The 22,904-nt window shown below is 67.1% G+C and carries 20 protein-coding genes and 6 tRNA genes; 7 read left to right on the forward strand and 19 right to left on the reverse strand.

Features of this window, described 5'->3' with window-relative positions; all coding sequences use genetic code 11:
- Positions 1-36: 36 nt before the first annotated feature.
- The 9 genes from ACEN9K_RS09625 to ACEN9K_RS09665 all read right to left on the reverse strand — a co-directional run bounded on the left by ACEN9K_RS09625 (position 37) and on the right by ACEN9K_RS09665 (position 10,198).
- Positions 37-2,199 carry a 3-hydroxyacyl-CoA dehydrogenase NAD-binding domain-containing protein gene (locus ACEN9K_RS09625; RefSeq protein WP_495635597.1) on the reverse strand — a complete coding sequence of 721 codons (2,163 nt, stop codon included), beginning with the start codon at positions 2,197-2,199 and terminating at the stop codon, positions 37-39.
- Entirely contained in the window at positions 2,196-3,470 is a 1,275-nt protein-coding gene (locus tag ACEN9K_RS09630; protein ID WP_478221997.1) for a thiolase family protein, read from the reverse strand. Before ACEN9K_RS09630 ends, ACEN9K_RS09625 begins: the two co-directional genes overlap by 4 nt.
- A gap of 119 nt (positions 3,471-3,589) precedes the next feature.
- Positions 3,590-4,924 (reverse strand): HRDC domain-containing protein, encoded by a 1,335-nt coding sequence (locus ACEN9K_RS09635; RefSeq protein ID WP_144599647.1) that lies wholly within the window; start codon positions 4,922-4,924, stop codon positions 3,590-3,592.
- A gap of 12 nt (positions 4,925-4,936) precedes the next feature.
- Positions 4,937-5,629 (reverse strand): DUF3000 domain-containing protein, encoded by a 693-nt coding sequence (locus ACEN9K_RS09640; RefSeq protein ID WP_056393644.1) that lies wholly within the window; start codon positions 5,627-5,629, stop codon positions 4,937-4,939.
- A gap of 58 nt (positions 5,630-5,687) precedes the next feature.
- Complete coding sequence (locus ACEN9K_RS09645) at positions 5,688-6,785, reverse strand: threonine aldolase family protein (RefSeq protein ID WP_018770752.1); 1,098 nt, start codon at positions 6,783-6,785, stop codon at positions 5,688-5,690.
- A gap of 58 nt (positions 6,786-6,843) precedes the next feature.
- On the reverse strand, positions 6,844-7,590 hold the full coding sequence (locus tag ACEN9K_RS09650) for an SDR family NAD(P)-dependent oxidoreductase (protein WP_495635598.1): 747 nt from the start codon (positions 7,588-7,590) through the stop codon (positions 6,844-6,846).
- Entirely contained in the window at positions 7,587-8,954 is a 1,368-nt protein-coding gene (locus tag ACEN9K_RS09655) for a DUF6421 family protein (RefSeq protein ID WP_018770754.1), read from the reverse strand. Before ACEN9K_RS09655 ends, ACEN9K_RS09650 begins: the two co-directional genes overlap by 4 nt.
- 171 nt (positions 8,955-9,125) lie before the next feature.
- The gene (msrB, locus tag ACEN9K_RS09660; protein WP_495635599.1) at positions 9,126-9,692 is read right to left on the reverse strand and encodes a peptide-methionine (R)-S-oxide reductase MsrB; all 567 of its coding nucleotides are present in this window, start codon (positions 9,690-9,692) and stop codon (positions 9,126-9,128) included.
- Between the two features lie 14 nt (positions 9,693-9,706).
- Positions 9,707-10,198 carry a hypothetical protein gene (locus ACEN9K_RS09665; RefSeq protein WP_018770756.1) on the reverse strand — a complete coding sequence of 164 codons (492 nt, stop codon included), beginning with the start codon at positions 10,196-10,198 and terminating at the stop codon, positions 9,707-9,709.
- A 170-nt stretch (positions 10,199-10,368) separates the two neighbouring features.
- Here ACEN9K_RS09665 and ACEN9K_RS09670 point away from each other — a divergent pair, with 170 nt between their 5' ends.
- From ACEN9K_RS09670 to ACEN9K_RS09685, 4 genes are read left to right on the forward strand one after another with little or no spacing between them, the layout of a single operon-like run.
- The gene (locus ACEN9K_RS09670) at positions 10,369-11,640 is read left to right on the forward strand and encodes an alpha/beta hydrolase family protein (RefSeq protein WP_056393651.1); all 1,272 of its coding nucleotides are present in this window, start codon (positions 10,369-10,371) and stop codon (positions 11,638-11,640) included.
- A gap of 1 nt (position 11,641) precedes the next feature.
- Positions 11,642-13,282: a succinic semialdehyde dehydrogenase gene (locus ACEN9K_RS09675; protein ID WP_495635600.1), complete on the forward strand. Its 1,641-nt coding sequence runs from the start codon at positions 11,642-11,644 to the stop codon at positions 13,280-13,282.
- A 1-nt stretch (position 13,283) separates the two neighbouring features.
- The gene (locus ACEN9K_RS09680) at positions 13,284-14,162 is read left to right on the forward strand and encodes an SDR family oxidoreductase (RefSeq protein ID WP_018770759.1); all 879 of its coding nucleotides are present in this window, start codon (positions 13,284-13,286) and stop codon (positions 14,160-14,162) included.
- A gap of 60 nt (positions 14,163-14,222) precedes the next feature.
- Positions 14,223-16,001, forward strand: a complete 1,779-nt coding sequence (locus tag ACEN9K_RS09685; RefSeq protein ID WP_495635601.1) for a multicopper oxidase family protein — start codon at positions 14,223-14,225, stop codon at positions 15,999-16,001.
- Positions 16,002-16,026: 25 nt separating this feature from the next.
- Here ACEN9K_RS09685 and ybaK read toward each other — a convergent pair whose 3' ends face one another.
- From ybaK to ACEN9K_RS09700, 3 genes are read right to left on the reverse strand one after another with little or no spacing between them, the layout of a single operon-like run.
- Positions 16,027-16,539 carry a Cys-tRNA(Pro) deacylase gene (gene ybaK, locus ACEN9K_RS09690; RefSeq protein ID WP_018770761.1) on the reverse strand — a complete coding sequence of 171 codons (513 nt, stop codon included), beginning with the start codon at positions 16,537-16,539 and terminating at the stop codon, positions 16,027-16,029.
- Between the two features lie 10 nt (positions 16,540-16,549).
- Positions 16,550-17,008, reverse strand: a complete 459-nt coding sequence (locus tag ACEN9K_RS09695; RefSeq protein ID WP_495635602.1) for a SufE family protein — start codon at positions 17,006-17,008, stop codon at positions 16,550-16,552.
- Positions 17,009-17,037: 29 nt separating this feature from the next.
- Positions 17,038-17,961, reverse strand: a complete 924-nt coding sequence (locus tag ACEN9K_RS09700; RefSeq protein WP_018770763.1) for a sulfurtransferase — start codon at positions 17,959-17,961, stop codon at positions 17,038-17,040.
- Between the two features lie 215 nt (positions 17,962-18,176).
- Here ACEN9K_RS09700 and zapE point away from each other — a divergent pair, with 215 nt between their 5' ends.
- The gene (zapE, locus tag ACEN9K_RS09705) at positions 18,177-19,214 is read left to right on the forward strand and encodes a cell division protein ZapE (protein ID WP_018770764.1); all 1,038 of its coding nucleotides are present in this window, start codon (positions 18,177-18,179) and stop codon (positions 19,212-19,214) included.
- Here zapE and ACEN9K_RS09710 read toward each other — a convergent pair.
- The 7 genes from ACEN9K_RS09710 to ACEN9K_RS09740 form a co-directional block, all read right to left on the reverse strand.
- Positions 19,211-20,431: a benzoate/H(+) symporter BenE family transporter gene (locus tag ACEN9K_RS09710; protein WP_495635603.1), complete on the reverse strand. Its 1,221-nt coding sequence runs from the start codon at positions 20,429-20,431 to the stop codon at positions 19,211-19,213. The genes zapE and ACEN9K_RS09710 overlap by 4 nt on opposite strands.
- A gap of 165 nt (positions 20,432-20,596) precedes the next feature.
- Positions 20,597-20,860 carry an antitoxin gene (locus ACEN9K_RS09715; RefSeq protein ID WP_026265999.1) on the reverse strand — a complete coding sequence of 88 codons (264 nt, stop codon included), beginning with the start codon at positions 20,858-20,860 and terminating at the stop codon, positions 20,597-20,599.
- 137 nt (positions 20,861-20,997) lie between these two features.
- A tRNA-Val gene (locus ACEN9K_RS09720) sits at positions 20,998-21,072 on the reverse strand.
- A gap of 32 nt (positions 21,073-21,104) precedes the next feature.
- Positions 21,105-21,177: transfer RNA gene (locus ACEN9K_RS09725), tRNA-Gly, on the reverse strand.
- A 54-nt stretch (positions 21,178-21,231) separates the two neighbouring features.
- Positions 21,232-21,303, reverse strand: a tRNA-Val gene (locus ACEN9K_RS09730).
- 38 nt (positions 21,304-21,341) lie between these two features.
- Positions 21,342-21,412, reverse strand: a tRNA-Cys gene (locus ACEN9K_RS09735).
- Between the two features lie 47 nt (positions 21,413-21,459).
- Positions 21,460-21,532, reverse strand: a tRNA-Gly gene (locus ACEN9K_RS09740).
- A gap of 328 nt (positions 21,533-21,860) precedes the next feature.
- Between ACEN9K_RS09740 and ACEN9K_RS09745 the strand changes: the two genes are divergently transcribed.
- Positions 21,861-21,932, forward strand: a tRNA-Val gene (locus tag ACEN9K_RS09745).
- A 105-nt stretch (positions 21,933-22,037) separates the two neighbouring features.
- A complete protein-coding gene (locus ACEN9K_RS09750; protein ID WP_018770767.1) occupies positions 22,038-22,898 on the forward strand; it encodes a PD-(D/E)XK nuclease family protein in 861 nt (286 codons plus the stop codon).
- Positions 22,899-22,904 lie beyond the last annotated feature (6 nt).

Here is a 22,904-nt window from a genome sequence, read left to right on the forward strand (position 1 = left end):
CAGCACCCACCGTCCTGGCTGCCGGCCTGGTGCCGGTTACCCTGCGGCGGGGGACGCGACGCCCGGTGCCAGGAAACGCCTGCCGTTGACCCGCTCCGCGGCCCCCACCCGGTCCAGGTACGGCGTGATGCCACCCAGGAACATGGGCCAGCCCGCGCCCAGGATCATGCACAGGTCGATGTCCTCGGGTCCGGCGACGACGCCCTCGTCCAGCATGAGGCCGATTTCCTCAGCCAGGGCATCCTGGACGCGGTGCAGCACCTGCTCCGCCGTGGACGGGCTGGAGCCAAAGGACAGCAGCTCAATCGTGGACTGGGGGATGGTCCGCGAACCGTCCGGGGCGGTCTCCCACAGTGCTTTGACGTTGTTGTCGATGAGCTTCTTGAGGTTATCGGAGACCGGGAAGCGGTCGCCGAAGGCGGCGTTCAGGGACTCCTGGACATGCTGCGCAACGGGCAGGCCCACCATGGCCAGCAGCGTGAACGGCGTCATGGGCAGCCCCATGGGCCGCAACGCGGCGTCCGCCACCTCCGCCGGGGTGCCCTCGTCGAAGGCCGCCGTGACTTCCCCCATGAGTCTCAGCAGGATGCGGTTGACCACGAACGCGGCCGCATCCTTGACCAGCACGCCGTTCTTCTTCAGCGCCTTGGCCAGTTCGAAGGCGGTGGCCAGCACGGCATCGTCCGTGCGCGGGGCGCGCACGATTTCCAGCAGCGGCATCACAGCCACGGGATTGAAGAAGTGGAAGCCCACCAGCCGTTCGGGATGCTGCAGGTCCGCGGCCATTTCCGTCACGGAGAGCGAGGACGTGTTCGTGGCCAGGATGCACTCCGGCGCCACGATGCCTTCCAGCTCGACGAAGACCTGCTTCTTGATGTGCAGTTCCTCGAAGACGGCCTCGATCACGAAGTCGGCGTCAGCGAAGGCGTCCTTTGACACCGAGCCCGTCACCAGCGCCTTGGTCCGGTTGGCCGCGTCCTGGCTTAGGCGCTGCTTGGCCAGCAGCTTGTCCACCTGGGCGTGGACGTACGCAACGCCTTTGTCCACGCGCGCCTGGTCGATGTCGGTCAGGACCACGGGCACCTTCAGCTGGCGGGCAAAAAGCAGGGCCAGTTGGCCGGCCATCAGTCCGGCGCCCACCACGCCCACCTTGGTGACGGGCCGGGCCAGCTTGCGGTCAGGGGCGCCGGCCGGGCGTTTGGCACGCTTCTGCACCAGGTCGAGGAAGGCGTAGACGGTAGAGCGGAACTCATCCGTCTGCATCAGCCCGGCCAGTGTGTCGCATTCCAGCGCGGCGGACTCCGCCGCTATCATGGTGCGGTTTGCCTCGAGGATGTCCAGGACCTTGGCTGGGGCTGGGGAGGCGTTGGAGGTCTTGGCCTCGACGAAGGCCCGCCCCGCGTCCACCGCGGCGGCCCAGCGGGTTGCCGCGTCAGGGGAGGAAGGGTCGACGGCGTTGGCCCGCTCCGGGACCACCTCACCGGAGATGACACCGGCCGCCCAGGCCAGCGACTGTTCCAGGAAGTCGGCAGGCTCGAAGAGGGCGTCGGCGATGCCCATGCCGAATGCCTGCGCACCGGTGAGGGGGCGGTTGTTGCTGAGCGGGTTTTCGATCATGACCTTTACGGCATTTTCCGGGCCCACCAGGCGGGGAAGGATGTAGACGCCGCCCCAGCCGGGCACCAGGCCAAGGAAGGCTTCCGGAAGCGCCAGGGCACCCGCCCCCGTGGACACCGTGCGGTAGGTGGACTGCAGGGCGATTTCCAGGCCGCCGCCCAGCGCGGCGCCGTTGATGAAGGCGAAGCTGGGGACGCCAAGGTTTGCCAGGGTTGCATAGACGTCGTGGCCCAGCTGTGCCATCCACAGCCCGTGCTCACGCTTTTCCAGCGACTTCACGGCGGAGAGGTCCGCGCCCGCCACCAGGTAATGCGGCTTGCCGGTCACACCGACGCCCACAATCTCGCCACGGGCCGCACGGTCGCGCAGGCCCTCCAGGACGGTGCCGAGCTCCACCAGGGTGTTGGGGCCCAGGGTGGTGGGTTTGGTGTGGTCCAGGTCGTTGTCCAGGGTGACGAGGGCAAAGGTGCCCGGGCTGGGCCTGCCCGCCGTGCCTGGCAGGGCGATGTCCTGCACATAGGAGTGGGTCACGGTTTCGTTGGGGAAAAGGTCCGCCAACTTGCGGTAATCTGCGGCGCTCATGCCATGGCTCCTTCGGAAACGGCGGCGGTCTTCCCGGAGGGGGTTCCGCTGTAGTCGGGGTGGTGCGGGTTCTCCCAGATCACGGTGCCGCCCATGCCAAGGCCCACGCACATGGTGGTGATCCCGTACCGCACGGAGGGGTCCTCTTCGAACTGGCGGGCCAGCTGGATCATCAGCCGGACACCGGAGGAGGCAAGGGGGTGCCCCACGGCGATGGCGCCGCCGTACCGGTTGACCCGGGGGTCGTCGTCGGCGATGCCGTAGTGGTCAAGGAAGCTCAGGACCTGGACGGCGAACGCCTCGTTGATCTCGAACAGGCCGATGTCCCCGATGGTCAGCCCGGCGTTCTTCAGTGCTTTCTCGGTGGCCGGGACGGGGCCGATGCCCATCACCTCGGGCTCCACCCCCGCATAGGCGTAGCTCACCAGCCGCATCTTCACGGGCAGCCCCAGCTCTGCGGCGGCCTCGGAGGAGGCAAGGACAGCGGCGGTTGCGCCGTCGTTCAGCCCGGCGGCGTTTCCGGCAGTAACCCGGCCGTGGGCCCGGAACGGCGTGCGCAGGGCGGCCAGGTCGTCCATGGTGGTGCCCGGGCGCGGCGGTTCGTCCTTGCTGTGGACGGTCCAGCCCTCGCCCGGCTTCCGGGCGGCAACGGGAACCAGGTCCGGCTGGATCCTGCCGTCCCGGTAGGCGGCTGCCAGCTTGTCCTGCGAGGCCACCGCGTAGGCATCGGTGCGCTGCTTGGTGATGGCGGGGAAGCGGTCGTGCAGGTTCTCGGCCGTGTTTCCCATGTTCAGGGCTGCCGGGTCCACCAGCCGCTCGGACATGAACCGGGGGTTGGGGTCGGCGCCGGAGCCCATGGGGTGGTGGCCCATGTGTTCCACTCCGCCGGCAACCACCACGTCGTAGGCGCCGAATCCGATGCCGCCGGCCGTGGTGGTGACGGCCGTCATGGCACCGGCGCACATCCGGTCGATGGCGAAGCCGGGGACCGTCCGGGGGAGACCGGCCAGCAGCGCGGCGGTCCGGCCCAGGGTGAGGCCCTGGTCGCCGGTCTGGGTGGTGGCGGCAATGGCCACCTCATCGATCCGCTCCGAAGGCAGGGACGGGTTGCGGCGAAGGAGGCCGCGGATGCACTTCACGATCAGGTCGTCGGCCCGGGTTCCGGCGTAAATTCCTTTCTCGCCGGCCCTGCCGAAGGGTGTGCGGATGCCGTCCACAAAGACGACGTCGCGGACAGTGCGCGGGGATGCGCCGCTTCCGTGCTGGCTCACGTGTAACTCCTCATCGAGACGTAGCGCCGGGCGCATGCCGGAGTGCGGCACTCACCTGGCGTCGGTCACACCGATGTTACTCGTGAGTAACTTAGCCTGCAAGGGCTGACGCGAAAAGGTTATTGGCCGGCCGCCGCAGCGGCCTGTTTGGGTTCCTTGGGTGGAAGCGGCTGCGGGTCCAGGAAGGCGGCGGAGATCAGCGGAGCCGTGAGTTCCACCTGCCACGGGCGGGCGCCCAGGGTCCGCAATTCCGCGGAAATCGAGTCTTCAGTGACGTCCGCGGGCGGCCGCCAGGCCACGCGCCGGAGGTAGTCGGGCGTCAGGAGGTTCTCCAGCGGGAGGTTCAATTCCTCGGCTTTCGCCTGGAGCAGGGGCCGGGCCGTGGCCAGGCGGGCAGCGGCTTCCGGATCGCGGTCGGCCCAGACCCGCGGCGGCGGCGGGGCGTTGGTGGCCAGGTGCAGGGGTGGCAGGTCCTCCAGGTCCCGGGCGGCCGCGATGCAGCGCAGCCACCGCGGCGCTTCGCGCTGGGCAGCGCGCCCGTGGAACCCCTTGGTGGTGAGCAGCTGTGGGACGGTGGCGGGCATGGCCTTCGCCGCGGCGACGAGGGCCGAGTCGGGGAGCAGCCGGCCCGGTGCCACATCGCGTTTTTGCGCCAGCGAGTCGCGTTCCAGCCACAGTTCGCGGACTGCGGCCAGCTGGCGGCGGTCCCGGATCTGGTGCAGGCCCGAGGTCTTCCGCCACGGGTCAACGCGCGGGGGAGCGATGCCCGCTGCGAGGATTGCCGCAAATTCCTGCTGGGCGTACTCCAGTTTCCCGTCCGCCTCCAGCAGCTCGATAAGTTCCTCACGCAGTTCGGTCAGGACTTCCACGTCCAGGGCGGCATAGCGCAGCCAGGGCTCCGGCAGGGGCCGGGTGGACCAGTCGGCCGCGGAGTGTTCCTTGGCAAGCCCGAATCCCAGCAGCTGCTCGATGACGGCGGCCAGGCCTACCCGGGGCAGCCCGGCCAGGCGCGCGGCGAGTTCGGTGTCAAAGAGCTTGTCCGGCCACATCCCGAGCTCGGAAAGGCAGGGCAGGTCCTGGGTGGCGGCGTGCAGGATCCATTCGACGCCCCGCAGGGCGTCGTTGATGATGTCCAGGTTCTCGAACGGTTCGGGATCGATCAGCCAGGTTCCGGCGCCCTCGCGGCGGATCTGGACCAGGAAGGCGCGCTGTCCGTAGCGGAAACCTGATGCGCGCTCGGCGTCCACGCCGGCGGGTCCGGTGCCGGCGGCAATGGCCGCGGCACACCGCTCCAGGCCGGACGCAGTTTCGATGACCAGCGGAACGCCGTCCCGGGGGGAGTCAAGGTCGATGATTTCGGGGATGGGGCTGTCAAAGCCCTCCACCGTGATGTGGGATGCGGCAGCAGCAGCCGGGACGCCGGCCGTGGTGTTTTCCGGAATGTTTGGGGTCATGATGCCCCCAGTTTACCGGGCTGCCCCATAACCGTTCTGCTGGCTTCGCCGACGGGGTGGGAGTGCGGTGACGCCGTCGGGGAGCGGCGGCAGGCCGGCGAACGTGCACACCATGTCGGACCAGGCCTCAAGGTGGGCCTGGACGTCGGAGGAAGCGGGCGTCCAGGAGGCCCGGAGTTCGATGTCGATGGACCCGGGCCGCCCGGCCAGTGTCCCGAAGCTTTCGGAGAGGACGCGGGTGGCGGTGCCGCCGGCTGCCCGGTATGCCGCCTTGTGGTTTTCCAACGCCTCCACCAGCCAGGTCCACGCCACGGTTCCCAGCATCTGGTCGTTGCCCATTTCCGGTTCCAGCTCTGCACGGATGTAGGTGACAATCCGGAACTCGCCGTCCCAGACCGCCGAGCCATCCGGATCGTGCAGCAGGATGAAGCGTCCGGTGGCCAGCTCCGTTTCGTCCTCGTCCGCCGGTCCCGGGGCGGCCGTTCCGGATGCGGCGGCAAACGCCATGGCCGCAGGTCCGTGGACCGGCGTGGCCGGGGTTGCGGCGCCCGGTGCCATCACCTCTGCGCCCAGCGCGACGGCGAAGGGTGCCAGCCGCGCGGGGGCTGGGATCTCCGCGAGGCGAAGTTCCTTCCGGCAGCGGGCTTTCCTGAGGGTTCCCAAGGCGTGGAGAAAATCCGGGGGAACCTGGTCCAGTGCGTTCACCTTGGCAGATTACGGGGCGGGACGGGCCGGGGCAGGAAGGCTCGCCGTCGGCGGCCGCTCACCCGGCCTGGCCGGCGCGGTATTCCCGGAGCTCATGGCGGATCGCGGCAGCAAAGGTATCGACGTCCTCCTCCGTGGTGTCAAAGGAACACATCCACCGGACTTCCCCTTTCGCCTCATCCCAGTCGTAGAACCGGAAGGACTTCCGCAGACGGTCCGCCGTACCGGGGGGAAGGATGGCGAAGACTCCGTTGGATTCGGTTTCCTGGGTGGGCCGGACGCCCTCAATGGTGTCGACGGCGGCACGCAGCCGGGTGGCCATGGCGTTGGCGTGTGCGGCCGAGCGCAGCCACAGGTCGCCTTCCAGGAGGGCGATGAACTGGGCGGACATGAAACGCATCTTGGAGGCCAGCTGCATGTCCATCTTGCGCAGGTAGACCAGGCCGTGGGCGGCTTCCGGGTTCAGTGCCACCACTACTTCGCCGAAGAGCAGCCCGTTCTTGGTGCCGCCGAAGGAGAGGATATCGACGCCGGCGTCCCGGGTGAATGCGCGCAGGGGCACGCCCAGGTGGGCTGCCGCGTTGGCCAGCCGCGCCCCGTCCATGTGCAGCTTCATGCCCCTGGCGTGCGCGTGGTCGGCGATGGCACGGACTTCTTCCGGCGTGTAGCAGGTGCCCAGTTCCGTGGTCTGGGTGATGGAGACGGCGAGCGGCTGGGCTCGGTGCTCGTCACCCCAGCCCCAGGCCTCCCGGTCGATCAGTTCAGGAGTCAGTTTCCCGTCCGGCGTGGGCACGTGCAGGAGTTTGAGGCCGCCGATGCGTTCCGGTGCCCCGTTCTCGTCCATGTTGATGTGGGCGGTGGAGGCGCATACCACGGCACCCCAGCGGGGGAGCAGGGACTGCAGCGACAGGACGTTGGCGCCGGTGCCGTTGAAGACGGGGAAGCATTCGATGCCTGGGCCGAAGTGGTCAACCATCAGTTCCTGCAGCCGCGCGGTGTAGTCGTCTTCGCCGTAGGAGACCTGGTGTCCGCCATTGGCTGCGGCAAGGGCTGCCAGGACTTCCGGGTGGACCCCGGAGTAGTTGTCGGAGGCAAATCCGCGCACGTTGGGATCATGCAGCCGCAGCGCCGCACGGGTTTCTGCTGTGGTGGTCATAGGGTTGCTCACGCTTTCAGTTTAGGTACTGCCACGCCAGGTAAAGCCAGACAGGCGGTCAGTCCGCCAGCCGGAGCCGGGCGGCGTTGAGTTCGGCGGACGGAGTGGTGAAAAGCCGGACGACGGCGGCAGCCAGGTCAGTTACGTCCGTTGCCCCCGGGAATTTCCGCTCGGGATGGGCGCGGCGCAGGTCATCGTCCACCAGCGCCTTGACCACCAGGATGGTGGCGGCCGCCGGGCTCCCGCTGCTCCCTGAGGCCTGGCGGAAGCCATCGGCCATGGCCATGGTCCAGGTTTCCGCGGCGGCCTTCGCCGCCACGTAGCTGGCGACCGCTGCGGCGGGCTGATCCAGGGCAGTGGATGAAACCATCGCAAACCTTCCCGACGTGGAGGCGGCGATGTCGTCGAAAAAGACGCGTGACACGTTGCGCAGCGTGGTGATGGCGCCGCGTTCCAGGAAATCCCAGTCGTCGTCGGACTGGTCCGCGATGCCCTTGGCCCCGCGCCAGCCGCCCACCAGGTGGATCACGCCGTCCACCGCCCCCAAGGCGCCGGTGACGTCGTCGCGAAGCCGCCGGACGTCCGCCAAAACCGCCAGGTCGCACGCAAAGGGACTGACGCCGTCGCCCGCTTTCCGCGCTGCCTCCGTGATCCGGGCCTGGTCGGAGCCCGCCGTGGCCACCCGGTGCCCCGCGGCGGCCAGTGCCCGCGCCACGGCGATTCCCGACGCGCCGCTGCCGCCGGCCACCAGGACAGTGAGCGGCCGGGCGGAGGGCGCGCCCCCGGCCGGACCGGCGCTGCTCACAGCGCGGAGCGGCCGGTGATCCCGGCGGTGGACTCAATGACTGGGCGCATCTTCTTCTCCAGTGCCTCGTAGAACATGGACAGCGGGAACTCGTCGTCCAGCACCTGGTCCGTGAGTCCGCGGGGCGTCCCCGCCAACGGCAGCGCGTCCGGGCCCTTGGCCCAGACGGAGGCGGGGTTGGGCGTGACGGTGGCCGAAACCAGTTGGTAGGCCGCCAGCCAGTGGGCGGTCTTGGGACGGTCAATGGACCGCCAGTAGAGTTCGTCGATGCTGGCACCCAGGGCGATCACGGCGTCCGCCACCTCATCCCAGTCGATGGTAAGCCGGGTATCCGTCCAGTGCAGCACGTGGTGCTGGTGCAGCCAGGCAAAGAGGAGCTGGCCGCCCAGGCCATCGTAGTTGCGGACCCGGCTGCCGGTGATGGCGAAGCGGAAAATGCGGTCGAAGATGATTGCGTACTGTACGAGCTTCGCGTGCCGCCGTGCGTCGGGGTCGGCGTCGTCGTCCCTTTCGATCCGCACCGATTCGCGGAAGGCCGTGAGGTCGCAGCGCAGTTCTTCCAGCGAATACAGGAAGTAGGGCATCCGCTGCTTGATCATGAACGGATCGAACGGCAGGTCCCCGCGCATATGCGTCCGGTCGTGGATCAGGTCCCACATCACGAAGGTGGCCTCGGTGAGGTCCTGGTCCGCGAGCAGTTCCGCGGCGGCCTCCGGCAGCTCCAGGGCCGTGATCTCCGCGGCGGCCTTCAGCACGCGGCGGAACCGGGCGGCTTCACGGTCGGCAAAGATGGCGCCCCATGTGAACGTGGGGGTCTGGCTGACGGCCACAGTCTCGGGGAAGAGGACGGCCGAGTTCGTGTCGTAGCCGGGAGTGAAGTCGACGAACCGGATGGGGACGAACAGCTTGTTCGAGTAGTCCCCGGCCTCCAGTCCGGCGATGAATTCGGGCCAGATGACCTCCACCAGCACAGCCTCCACCAGCCTGTTGCTGCTGCCGTTCTGGGTGTACATCGGGAACACCACAAGGTGCTGCAGCCCGTCGCGGCGGTGCTCCTGCGGCTGGAAGGCCAGGAGCGAGGAGAGGAAGTCGGGGACAGGAAAGCCGCCGGCGGCCCATGCCTCGAAGTCTTTGCAGGCGGCGTCCAGGTAGTCGGCGTCGTGCGGAAAGGCGGGGGCCAGGGCCCGGATGGCGGCCACAATGGCATCCACGTACTGCGCTGCCTCCCCGTGGTCCGCGGGGTTGGGGACGGACCCGTCCTGGACCTGGAGCGCCTGCAGTGCGGTGGCGGCGGCCTTGAGCCGGAGCCAGTCGTGGTCCTGTGCGGAAATCCCGGTGACGGCGGTGGTCAGGGTCTCTGTCATCGTCGGCTGCCTTTCTGGTTGCTTGCTTCTCCGGTGAGCGTAACAAGCAACCAGCAGGACTTATGCCAAAACAACTCATTCGTAAGAAACGCTTAGCCTCGATGGTTTCCGGGAAGGATCGAGACTGTCCCTCCGCTGTGGGATCAGTCCCGGAACGCTGCCCTCTCCGGCTCAGCTTTCCGGCGTACTTTCCCCGGCATCATCCCTGGCCACCAGCCGGAGTGACACCGAATTGATGCAGTAGCGCTGGTCGGTAGGCGTTCCATACCCCTCGCCCGCAAAGACGTGGCCCAGGTGCGAGTCGCACGACGCGCACCGCACCTCAATCCTTTCCATGCCCAGGGTCCTGTCGTGGATGTAGCGCACATTCCCCTCAGCCAGCGGAGCCCAGAAGGAAGGCCAGCCGCAGTGCGAGTCAAACTTTTCGTTGCTGGTGAACAGTTCGGCGCCACACGCCCGGCACTGATACACACCCTCTGTGTGGGTATCCCAGTACTCACCGGTGTAAGGGCGCTCGGTTCCGGCCTGCCGCAGCACGTGGTACTCCTCCGGCGTCAGTTCCTCCCGCCACTGTTCATCGCTCTTCCTGACGGTAGTTTCCGGGATGCCGGTGTCCTGCTGAGGGGTGTCCTGTGTGGCAGTGTCATGCCGGGCAGGGTCCTGCGTGGCATTGGCCGGTGCCCCGCCAACAACGCCTGCCGACTTGTTACCGAAGATGCTGTTTCCAAAGATGCTCATAGCATTCCCAACGCTCAGGAGTCGCCGATAAATCCCGAGCCCGCGTACAGGTGGAGCACAGGGACACCGAGCTGGTCCTGCGCCTTGTTGGCCCAGTCGGTGTGGAAGGTATCGGCCACGGCATGCGGCCTGGTGATCACCACGGCCTGCGAGGCGCCGGTTTCCCGGACCTTCGCCACAAGGCCGTCCACCGCCTTCCCCTCCACCACCTGGCCGCTCACACCCGAGCCCAGGCCCTCCAGCGCGGCAAGCGAGGTGGCGAGCGTTTCATCCGCGTGCGCCCGCTCGGCGGCGGCGTCCGGGTTGCGGCCGGCGAGTTCCCGGAATGCCTTGGCAACGTCCAGCATGGAGAGGTTTTCGAGGAAGTCCACGAGCAGGTGGCGCTCGGTGTTCGCAGGGACCAGGACCAGCAGCCGGCTGTCCGACCCATCCACCAGCCGTTCAATGTTCACGCGGTCGTCCGCGCCCAGGGGTTCTTCGGTCAGGATGATGATCGGATCACTCATGGCCTTAGCCTAGCGCCGCTCGGGGGCGCCTGCACCGCACTTGCGGAAAGTGCCGGAACACGACCGGAGAGCCGTGCGCCGCCGTGCCGTTCCTGTCCGGGAATGCGGGTATCGGCGGCAACGCCGGTAAGAATAGTCCCATGGCACCTTTCCGGCGAGCGCGCCCTGCAATGACTGCAACCACCAGGGATTCCGGCGGAATGTCGCCGGGGGCGAAGTGGGCCATCGGCGGAGCTGTCGCCGGCGGCTCCGTGGCCAGCCTGCTGGGCGCCGGTTCGTCCGCGCTCGCCGTGTACTTTGCCCGCCGCGTCATTACCCCGGCCCGGCAACGGGCAGCGGACAAGGAACTGCTGGCCGTAATCCGGGACGGGCAGAAGCAGCAGGTGATCCTGGCCGCCAATGACGACACCACCGTGGATGGGGTTTACGGATTCTTTTTCGACGGCGGCAAGGGCCACGCGCGGATCGGCCGCATCATCTCCTACTCGCCGGCCGAACGCACGGTCCTGCGCGAGGTCGAAGCCGTCTACAGCGGCGACCTGTCCACGGCCCGTTGGGGATGGTGGAGCGGCGCCACCTACCCTGACCCGGCCGCCGTCGGAATTCCTGCCGAGGACGTGCTGATACCCGTGGAGCGCGGGGAAGCGCCGGCCTGGCTGGTCCGGGCCAAGGGGACAGCCCGCACCTGGGCCATCATGGTGCACGGCCGCGGAGCCACCCGGCAGGAAGCGCTGCGGGCGGTGGGACCGGCACTGGAGCTGGGCCTGACCAGCCTGCTGGTGTCCTACCGCAACGACGGGCTGGCGCCGTCGGCCGATGACGGACGGTACGGCCTGGGCTCTACGGAGTGGCAGGACATCGAAGCCGCCATTGAGTATGCGCTGGCCGAGGGGGCCGAGGAAATTGTCCTGTTCGGCTGGTCCATGGGAGGGGCCATCTGCCTGCAGACCGCGGACCTTTCCCGGTACCGGCACCTGATCCGGGCCATGGTGCTTGACGCACCCGTGATCGACTGGGTGACCGTGTTGGCGCACCATGCACAGCTGAACCGGATTCCGTCGCTGGTGGGCCGCTACGGGCAGCTGATGCTGGGCCACCCGCTGGGGCGCCGCCTGACCGGCCTGTCGGCACCGGTGGACCTGAAGGTCATGGATTGGGTGTCCCGGGCCGTGGAGCTGCGGACACCCACGCTGATCATCCACAGCGTTGACGACGAGTACGTGCCCTACGGACCGTCCGCGCTCCTGGCCGAACGGAACCCGGAGATGGTCACGTTCGAGACGTTCAACCACGCACGGCACACCAAGGAATGGAATGTGGACCCCGAGCGCTGGGAACGGCTGGTTAAGGCCTGGCTCCGGCAGCAGCTCGCTCCGCGCCTCAACCCCGGCACAGGGCTCACCCCTGGAACGCTGGCCGGGCACACCGCTGCGGGGGCGTGACATGGCGGACCAACTCCACGAACAACAGCCCGGGACGGCGGCCTTGAGCGCGCGGGGCCGGGATCTCGCCGCGGGACTGTCAAGGCTGGTTGCGGCAGCACCGGGCGCCCCGACGCAGGCTTCGCACGCACCCTTTGACGGCACGCTTGTGGGCGAAGTGCCCGTGTGCAGCGCACCCGACGTTGATGCCGCCGTCGGAACTGCCCGCGTGGCGCAGCGGTACTGGGCAGGCGTTTCCGTCGAAGACCGTTGCCGGGTGATCCGGCGCTTCCGCCGGCTGGTGCTGGACCGGGAGCAGGACATCCTGGACCTGGTGCAGGCAGAGAGCGGCAAGTCCCGGCTGAGCGCCTTTGAGGAACTTGCGGACGTGGTCCTGACGGCGGACTACTACGCGCGCACCGCAGAACGGCACCTTGGGCCGCGCCGCCGGAAGGGCGCCGCCCCGGTCCTGACCCGCACCACCGAACACCGTCTTCCGAAGGGAGTGGTGGGGGTCATCAGCCCCTGGAACTACCCGCTGACCCTTGCGGTCTCGGACGCCGTCCCGGCCCTGCTGGCCGGGAACGGCATCGTCCTGAAGCCGGATTCGCAGACGCCCTTCACCGCCCTGCTGATGCTCACACTGCTCCGGCAGGCGGGGCTTCCCGCAGGCCTGTTCCAAGTGGTCACAGGGCCCGGCACTGCAATTGGCCCTGCCTTGATCGCGCGGGTCGACTTTCTGATGTTCACCGGATCCTCGCAGACCGGCAAGACCGTGGCGCGGCAGTGCAGTGAGCGGCTGATCGGCTTCTCGGCCGAACTCGGCGGCAAGAACCCCATGCTGGTCCTGGCCGATGCGGATGTGGGCAAAGCCGCCGCCGGCGCGGTACACGCCTGTTTTTCCAACTCCGGACAGCTGTGCGTCAGCATCGAACGAATCTACGTGCACACAGACGTCCATGACAGCTTCCTGGCCGCCTTCGCGGCCGCGGTGAAAGGCATCCGCATGGCTCCCGGACCGGACTGGGACATCGGCATGGGATCCCTCATCAGCCCGGCGCAACTGGAACGGGTTGACCGCCACGTCCAGGATGCGCTCGCCAAAGGAGCCCAACTGGTCACCGGCGGACGGCACCGGCCGGATCTGGGGCCGCTGTTCTACGAGCCAACGGTCCTGACGGGAGTCACGCAGGAGATGCTCCTTGCCAGGGAAGAGACCTTTGGGCCGGTGGTGGCCGTCTACCGCACAACGGACGACGACGAAGCCGTTGCCCTGGCCAACGATTCCGACTTCGGACTTAATGCCAGCGTCTGGTCGGCCCGGCGGGGCGAGGCAGTGGCCCGCAGGCTTCTGACGGGAACGGTCAATGTCAATGAAGGCTACGCAGCCACCTGGGCATCCCATGATGCACCGATCGGGGGCATGAAGGAGTCCGGCGCAGGCCGCCGCCACGGCCGGGAAGGCATCCTCAAGTACACCGAGCCGCAGACCATCGCCGTGCAGCGGCTGCTCCGTGTTGCACCCCTTCCCGGCATGTCCAACCGGACCTACGCACGGATCATGAAAGGGGCCATCAGGGTGATGGGCCGCGTACCCCGAAGCCGTCAAAGGACACTGCCTGTGGCGCCGGGACACGCGCCGCCAACATCGCAGGAGGACTGATATGCCCCAGGGAACCAGGCTTTCCGGCGCAACTGTGCTGATCACGGGAGGCGGCAGCGGGCTGGGCCGCCGCCTGGCGCTTGGAGCAGCCCGGCGCGGGAGCCGGGTGGTGATCTGGGATGTGGACGTCCAACGCGGCACGGCGGTGCGCGACGAGATCCGGGCTGCCGGCGGTTTGGCCGAAGCCCATGCCGTGGACGTCACGGACCGTGGGGGCGTGAAGGCCGCGGCGGCTGTTGCCGGACCCGTGGATATCCTGGTCAACAACGCCGGAGTGGTCAGCGGCCTGGCACTCCTCGACGCCACGGAAGAAGCCATCGAAAGGACCATGAAGGTCAACGTCATGGCCCTGTACTGGGTCACCCGCGGCTTCCTGGGCGGAATGGTAGACCGCCGGCGGGGAACCGTGGTCACCATTGCCAGTGCTGCAGCCCTGGTGGGCGTCGCCCGCCAGACAGACTATTCCGCCAGCAAGTTTGCCGCCTTCGGTTTCAACGAATCACTCCGTGCCGAGCTCCGCGCTGGAAAAATTGGTGTCAATACGCTGGCGGTGTGCCCTTATTACATCGACACGGGGATGTTCGACGGCGTCCGGACGCGCTGGCCCCTGCTTCTTCCCATCCTCCAGGAAGAGCAGGTGGCAACCAAGGTCCTGGATGCCATCGAAGCCGGGCGCCGAAAGCTGGTCCTGCCGCCCATCGTGAACCTGCTGCCGGCCCTGCGGGTCCTTCCGGTTGGCGTCTTCGACCGGGTCATGGACGTGCTGGGGGTCAACCAAACCATGGACCATTTCACCGGCCGGGCCGCGGGGCGGACTGGAGGGCATACCGGGGTGGCCCACCCCCTTACAGAGGGGACCCGTGACCCTATGACGGACTAAAGCACAGGTTTATCCTGCTGCCCAAGGGGGGATACCGCTGCGAAGAAATGGGGCCCCAAAATGCGCATTACAAGACGACAACTGCTGCAGGCCGGCGCTGTGGCCGGTGCAGGTGTTCTGACCCAGGCTTATGGATCCGGGGCCAGCCCGGGACTGGCGGCCCCTGTTTCCCCGCCCGGCACCTTTACGGAGCAGCTTCCCGCGCTCGCCGACCTGGGGGTTATCGACATGCGGTCCGGCGGCAACCTCGAGTTGTGGGCCCGCAACTCCCGCCACCGCTTCCAGGCCGAAATGGGCCTGACCGACACGCTGACGTACCAGGACGCTGCATCATCCAGGAGTTACCTGGGGCCGGTCATCATCGCCCGGAAGGGTACACCCCTGAGCCTCACAGTCCACAACGATATTGGGCGGCATCCCCTTGCCTTCGCCATCGACCCGGAACTGGTCCCGCCTGGCAGCAACGACGCCCGATCTCCCAGGACGGCTGTCCACCTCCACGGCGGCAACACTGCACCAACGTCCGACGGCGGCCCTGGACAGACTTTCCGGCCCGGCGCCTCGTACACCTACCACTATGGCAACAACCAGGATGCGGCCGGCCTCTGGTACCATGACCACGCGCTGGGCCTCACCCGCCTGAATGTCTACGCCGGGCTGGCCGGTGGCTACCTGCTCCGGGACACCCGCAGTACGGGCATCGACACCGGCGACGGGACACATCTTCCACCGCCGCCATATGAATTGCCGCTGGTCATCCAGGACCGCATGTTCAACCCGGACGGCTCGTTTGCCTACCCGCCCAACCCTGAACTAGTGGACGCAGACGGCGCAGCCCGGCCCTGGGCACCTGAGTTCTTCGGCGATGTTGCCACGGTCAACGGAAAATGCCGGCCCAACCTGGACGTGGCCCGCGGCAAGTACCGCTTCCGGATGTTCAACGGCTCCAACGCACGGTTCTACGACTTCAAGTTCATCGCGGACGGCACCGCAGTCACTTTCCACCAGATAGGGTCCGACGGCGGCCTGCTGGACGCCCCGGTCAGGCTCAACAGGCTGGTCATGGGACCCGGTGAGCGGGCAGACATTGTGGTGGACTTCGCCGGGCTGAAGGCAGGTTCGAAGGTGGTCCTGGCCAACAGTGCCCGGGTGCCCTTCCCGAACGGGCCGGAATCTGTCCAGCGCGGCGCCATCCCGCTCCCACAAATCATGCAGTTCACTGTCCTCTCCGAGCCCGGCTATACGGTGCCGCTGCCGGCCCAGCTGCGGTCCGAGCCTCTCACCCGGCTCGTGGAACTGCCCACCGTGGCCACCAGGTCCATGGCATTGGTGGAAGTGGCGAACGCCGATGACGTTCCCATCATGGCGCTGCTGAACAACAGGATGTTCGACAGCCCCGACATCACGGTGGTGAAGCAAGACACACTGGAACAGTGGGAGCTCATCAACACCACGGTGGACGCCCACCCGATCCACCTTCACTTCACCCAGTTCCAGGTGCTCAACCGGCAAAAGTTCGATGCCGACTCCTACCTTGAGGCCACGGACTATATCGATCCGGCCACCGGCCTCGTCACGCCGGGAAGGGGGTGCGCTGTACCGGTCAAGCCCTTCCTGATCGGCCGTCCCAAGGCCTCGCCGGCCAATGAACAGGGATGGAAGGACACCGTGGTGGCGATGCCTGGCGAAGTGACGCGGATCCGCGTCCCCTTCGGTGCAGCCGCGGCAGGAGGTGACCCACTGGCCATCGGCTCATCCTTCACGGGTGAATACGTCTGGCACTGCCACATCCTGGAGCACGAGGACAACGACATGATGCAGCGGTACGTAATCGAGTAGCCAGGGGCTCCCAGCCCCTGCACTGCTATGGACGGGAGTTGCCCGCAGCCGGCGAACCAATGGGCGCCGCAACAGCTTCCGTCAGCCGGATGAGGTCGGCCGGAGCTAGCTCGATGTCCAGGCCGCGGCGCCCCCCGGACACCAGCATCGTCTCCAGCCGCAACGCGGAGGAGTCCAGGACCGTGGGGGAGGGCTGGCGCTGGCCGATCGGGGAGATGCCGCCGAGCACATAGCCTGTGCGCCGCTGGGCCGCTGCGGGATCAGCCATGGCAGCCTTCTTGGCTCCGAGTGCGGCAGCCATTGCCTTCAGGTCGAGGGTTCCGCTGACAGGTACGATGCCCACGGCCAGCCGGCCCTCCACGTCCACCATCAACGTCTTGAAGACGCGGGACGGATCAATGCCGAGGGCCTCGGCGGCCTCGGTGCCATAGCTCGCGGCCGCCGGATCGTGGGTGTAGGGGTGGAGCACAAAGGGAACCCCGGCCGCGGTCAAAGCCGCTGTGGCCGGGGTTCCCTGGGAGCCGTTCCTGCGTGCCATGGAGGCGGGGTCAGGCGACCTTGGCGGCGGCGGCCACCTTGCGCTTGATCCTTCCCAGCATGGCCGTCATGCCCCTCATGCGCAGCGGGGTGATGGCCCGGGTGAGCCCCAGCAGCTCCGGCATGTCGTCCGGCACGGACAGGATCTCCTCCGCGGACAGGCCGTCCAGTCCCTCGTGCAGGACGCCGGCAAAACCCCGGGTGGTGGGAGCCTCAGCCGGGGCCTTGAAGTACAGCCGCACGGCGCCGGCGGGACCGGCGTCGTTCTTCTCTGTCTCGACGGTGAGGAACAGCGGCGACTGGCACTCCACCACCTGCTCCAGGAGTTCGGGGTGGTCCTTGAGCCGGTCGGGGAGCTCCGGCAGTCCTTCGGAGAACTCCAGCAGCAGCTGCAGCCTCTCGGGTTCGGACAGGGCCTGGAAGTCGTCCACGATTGCCGCCAGGGCGGAAGGCAAAGCTTGAGTAGTCATCGTTCCAAGTCTACGCGGGTGGTCCTGCGTCAGGCTCCGACGGCGACGGGAACGGAACCACGCTCGGCGCCCTTGACGATCGGCACGCGCACGGCGTTGCCCCACTCGGTCCACGATCCGTCGTAGTTGCGGACGGAATCAAAGCCAAGGAGGTACTTCAGGGCGAACCAGGTGTGGCTGGACCGCTCGCCGATGCGGCAGTACGCCACGACGTCGTCACCCTCGGACAGCCCGGCTTCGCCCAGGTAGATGGCCTCCAGCTCCTCCCTGCTGCGGAAGGTGCCGTCAGCTGCGGCGGCACGGGCCCAGGGAATGGATGCCGCAGTGGGGATGTGGCCGCCGCGGAGGGCGCCCTCCTCCGGGTAGGCAGGCATGTGGGTGCGCTGGCCGGTGTATTCCTCGGGGGAGCGGACGTCGATGAGGGGCTTGCCCAGGTGAGCCAGGACGTCGTCCTTGAAGGCGCGGATCGGGGCGTCGTCGCGCTCAACTACCGGGTAGCTGCCCCGGGCGGGGGCAGGCCGGTCCTTGGTCAGCTCGCGGCCTTCGGCGATCCATTTGTCCCGGCCGCCGTCGAGCAGCCGGACATCCTGGTGGCCAAAGAGCGTGAAGACCCAGAGCGCGTATGCGGCCCACCAGTTGGATTTGTCGCCATAGATGACCACGGTGCTGTCCCGGGAGATGCCCTTGGACGCCGCCAGCTCAGCGAAGGCCGCGCCGTCAATGTAGTCGCGGGACACTTCGTCGTTCAGGTCGGTGTGCCAGTCGATCTTGACGGCACCGGGGATATGGCCGGTCTCGTACAGCAGCACGTCCTCGTCGGACTCCACCACCACCAGCCCGCCATTGGCCACGGCGCCGTCCTTGATGGCAGCCGCGAGCCACTCCGTGGAAACGAGCCGCTCCGGGTGGGCGTAGGCTGCGAACTTCTCATTCTGTTCAACCGGGTAGGGCATGGCTTGGCCTTTCAGTAAGAGCACGGGAAACCGTGGAACATGCATTGGAACCTGTTCCCACCCTAGCCAGTGCCCATGACGTTGTCCGTATTCCGTTAATAGGACGAAATGTTGCCTTCGTCACGCCCTCGGTCGGGAGGGAGGCAACCAGCCCGGGTCCGGTCCGCATTGCCGGTATCCTTTCTGGGGACCAACCACCAGCAGAACGGACCACCTTGGTACAGATCGAACAGCTTGCCGCCCGCACTCCGGCAGTTTCGGTGGACGAACTCCTCAAGGGCTTCTACCCATCGCCGCGGTTCGGGGAGGTCTCCTTTGCGAGCTACCGCCCGGACCCCAAGCAGCCCAGCCAGGCCGCTGCCGTGCGCGAACTGGAAGGGTTTGCCGACGGCGTGGGGTCGGGCAACGGAGGCGGGCTGTTCAAGAAGCTGTTCGGCAAAAAGGACGATTCCCGTGCCGGCATCTACCTTGACGGCGGGTTTGGCGTGGGCAAGACCCACCTGCTCGCTTCGCTGTGGCATGCCTCGCCGGGCCCCAAGGCTTTCGGCACGTTCGTGGAGTACACCAACCTCGTGGGCGCCCTGTCCTTCCGCAAGACCGTTGACGCCCTGAGCAGCTACAAGCTGGTCTGCATCGACGAATTCGAACTGGACGATCCCGGCGACACCGTCCTGATGTCCCGGCTCATGCGGGAACTGGCCGACGCCGGCGTCAAGCTCGCCGCCACGTCCAACACCTTGCCGGGTTCCCTGGGTGACGGCCGCTTTGCCGCAGTAGACTTCCAGCGCGAAATCCAGGTCCTGGCGGACCAGTTCGAGGTCATCCGCATCGACGGCGAGGACTTCCGCCACCGCGGCCTCCCCGCCGCACCGGCCCCGCTGAGAAACAGCGAACTTAACGCCCACATGAAGGCGGAGTTCGACGGCAAGACGGTTGCCCAGGACGAATTCTCCACCCTTATCCACCACTTGGCCGGTGTCCACCCCAGCCGCTACCGCCAACTGATCGACGGCATTGACGGCGTGGTGTGGCGCAACGTGGAAACCATCAAGGAGCAGGCTGTGGCGCTGCGGTTCGTGGTTCTGGCGGACCGGCTCTACGACAAGGACGTTCCCATCCTGGCCAGCGGCGTCCCCTTCGACCAGCTGTTCACCGAGGAAATGATGACCGGCGGGTACATGAAGAAATACTTCCGCGCCGTGTCCCGCCTGACCGCCCTGGCGCGTGAAGGGCAGAACCACGAACCGTCCTAAGAGGCGGTCCCGCTGCGCCGTGGCTGCAGCACCCACCGCACCGCCAGCCCGGCAATGAGCGCCCAGAACGCGGAGCCTATTCCGGCAAATGCCAGGCCTGAGGCCGCCATCAGGAACGTGACGGCCGGGGCGATGCGGTCTTCCGTGTCCGCCAGGGCAGCCGAAATCGCCGACGCAAGGGTTCCCAGCAGGGCCAACCCGGCCACTGCTTCGAGCATCCCGGCCGGCGCCCGGTTCACCACCGCCACCAGGGCAGCGGAAAAAGCGGCAAGCACCAGGTAGGCCAGCCCGGAGGTGAAGCCGGCAACCCACCGCCTGCTCCGGTCCCCGCCTGCTTCCCCGCCTGCGGCCAGCGCCGCGCTGAGCGCTGCAAGATTGATGGCGTGGCCGCCGAAGGGAGCCCCCGCAACAGTCCCCGCTCCCGTGACCAGCATCGCCGGCCGCCACGGAGTGTCATATCCGAATGACCGCAGGACAGCTACCCCGGGAACGTTCTGCGACGCCATGGTCACCACGAACAAGGGGACGGCGATGCCCACCAGGGCCTGCAGGCTGAACGCCGGCGTGGTCCAGGCGAGTGTGGGCATAAGGCCTCCCGCATCCACCGGCGTCCCGGCGGACGCCAGGGAAATTCCGATCACGCCCAGGGCCATGAGCAAAGCCGCGGGCACCGCCCACCGCGGAGCGAACTTCATCATCACCAGCCAGCACAGGATCACCGGCGCCACAAAACCGGGAACCGTGCCCAGGGCTTTGAAGGGGGCCAGGCAAAGCTGGAGCAGGACCCCGGCCAGCATTGCCTGCGCCAGCGGGGACGGAATCCGCGCCATCAACCTGCCAAGCGCCGGCACCATGCCGGTCAGGGCCAACAGCAGGCCTGTCGCCAGGAAGGCGCCGACGGCGGCCGGCCACCCGCCGTCGGGCATTCCCGCTGCAGCCAGCAGCGCCGCACCCGGCGTCGACCAGGCCAGAGTCACCGGAACCCGGGAGCGCCAGGCGAGGACCAGGACGCCCAGCCCGACGGCGAGGGTCAGCGCCAGCAGGCCGGACGCGGCCTGGGTGGAATCGGCGCCCACCGCCTTGAGGCCGGCGAGGACTACGGCAAAGGACGAGGTAAAGCCCACCAGGGCGGTAACGATCCCGGCGACAACGGGCCGGGAGTCGAACCGCGGCAGTCCGGCCTTGGTTGTCCTGGAGGGTGCGGGGGAGTTGGGCATATCCGGCAGGTTACCGGCGCGGGTTTGGGAACCGGCAATCGGGGCTGCCAAAGGCAGACTGGCCGGGCAGCCGAGGGCATTCTTAAACGCCAAAGGCGCGGGCGCCGCCTCGCGGCGGGACCCGCGCCCCGTTGACGTGCTGGGGCAAGGCCCCGGCCAAATCCTTTACGGAGCCCTGTCCACCGGCGGAACCGGATTTTCAGGAGCTGCCGGGGGAACCTGTCCGGGGGCAGGTGCCTGGCCCGGGGTTCCGTTCTTGTCAATGAGCTTGGAAGCGCCATCCTGGATCTTGTCGACGTGGCCTGCGTACTTGCCGCCGGTCTTCGTGTCGACGAAATCGCCGGCCTTGCTGATGCCGTCCTTGATGGCCTGCTCGTTGCCGCGGATGAGACCCTGAGCCTTGCCCTTTAGATCGTCAATCAAACCCACGAGCACCTCCCTTCTGTCGCGGAGCCAGGTCGCTCCTCGCGCCTTCGATCCTATCCGGGCGTGAAAGGTGTGCCAAGGGAATTCGCCTGCAGCGGAGCGGGAATACGAAAAAAGCAGCTCCGCAGAGCTGCTTTACATGGTGGGCGATACTGGGATCGAACCAGTGACCTCTTCCGTGTCAGGGAAGCGCGCTACCGCTGCGCCAATCGCCCCGAACCGGAAGACCGGCTGTGGGATGTAAGAGAGCGGACGACGAGATTCGAACTCGCGACATCCACCTTGGCAAGGTGGTGCTCTACCAGCTGAGCTACGTCCGCGTGTGCAGGATGGACCGGTAAACCGGTGGTACTGCGGGCAAGTTGCCTTGCCAGTGGGCGATACTGGGATCGAACCAGTGACCTCTTCCGTGTCAGGGAAGCGCGCTACCGCTGCGCCAATCGCCCATTGCATCCGAAGTATCCGGAAACCATGGTTTTCACCGAGGTGGGTACGGGATTCGAACCCGTGTATACGGCTTTGCAGGCCGCTGCCTCGCCTCTCGGCCAACCCACCGTGTTAGCGTCAATTCCGAAGAACCTTTGCTGTGACAGTGTCCTGCGAGCGGACGACGAGATTCGAACTCGCGACATCCACCTTGGCAAGGTGGTGCTCTACCAGCTGAGCTACGTCCGCATTTTGGAGGGTTGATTCCCTGCCGTTTCCGGCATTTCCTCGCGTTCCAACGAGTAAAAACAATATAGGAGGTTCCGGGATTCTCCAAATCGCTTCGGCCCTGCGCCCATTGTGTGCCTCCAGATCGCTGTAATCACGCGGATTTTGCGAGTTACAGTTGTGTAATTTCCGACGGCGGCAGGGGCGCCCGGGGGCGGCAGGCTGTGTCCCGTTGGGCTGCTTTCGAGGATTCCCGGCCAGGCAGGGGCGGCGGCGCGGTACCGGTCAGCGGGGTGTGTTGTTCGATTTTTGAAATAGGGCAGAGGTGGGCTAGCATTCAAATGCATCGGGGCGATTGGCGCAGTGGTAGCGCGCTTCGTTCACACCGAAGAGGTCACTGGTTCGAACCCAGTATCGCCCACCGCAGAGGCCCGTTTCCGCTCATCAGCAGCGGAGACGGGCCTTTTTCATGTGCAGCGCCTGCCTCCCGGAGCTTTTGTCGGCCCCCTGTGAAAGAGTCTTTTGTATGACTGATCCGCTTCTCGCCCACGCCACCGAATACGGCCGGATGTACGCACGGTCAACGTCTGAGCAGTTTTCCGTACCTTCCATCACCACGGTTATCAGCCAGCAGCCGCATGGCCTTGATGGCTGGTTCGGTTACATGGGTGCCAGCAGCCTGGCCAATGATCCGCTGCTGTCGGACTGCCTGGGCAGCCCGGCCAAAATCAAGCAGGCCATCAACCGTGCGGCCAAGGCTGCGGAAACCTATCGTGATGATGCCGCCCGGCGCGGGGACCGGGTCCACAATTACTGCGAGCAGGTGGCGTTGCGAGCGCTGGGACGTCCCCACGCCATGAAGGAGGCCCGTGAGGCGTTGGCCGCCAACGGGGAGGAAGCGTTCGCGGTCCGCTTCGACGAGTGGTGGGAGCTCTTCCAGGTGGAGCCCATCGCCCCCGAGATCACGGTCTGGAACAACACCGTGGGCTACGCCGGCACCCTTGACCTTGTGGCGCGGATCAACGGACGCATTTGCCTGATCGACTACAAGACCAAGGGCACAACGCGCGACGGCCTGGTCAAACCGCTGGACGACAAAGTAGTGATGCAGCTGGTGGCCGGCATGAAGGCGGAGGAAAGCCTGGTGGATGCGGAGGCGGGAACCTGGGAGCCCTGGAAGTACGGCGAAAACCCGGTCCTGCTGGCCGTCGCCATCGGGGAGACGGAGGTCCGGCCCGTCCGTGCCAACCCCGAGGTCCTCAAGCACCACTGGTGGAAATTCTGCGCCTTGCGCCGGGTCTGGGAACTGTCGGCGGACACCATCAGTGCAGGCACCGCGCTGCTGCCCATCGCACCCCCGCCGCTGGCACAGGCCCGTACCGCCTAAGCGCCG

The sequence above is a fragment of the Pseudarthrobacter sp. Pseusp20 genome (assembly GCF_059492155.1).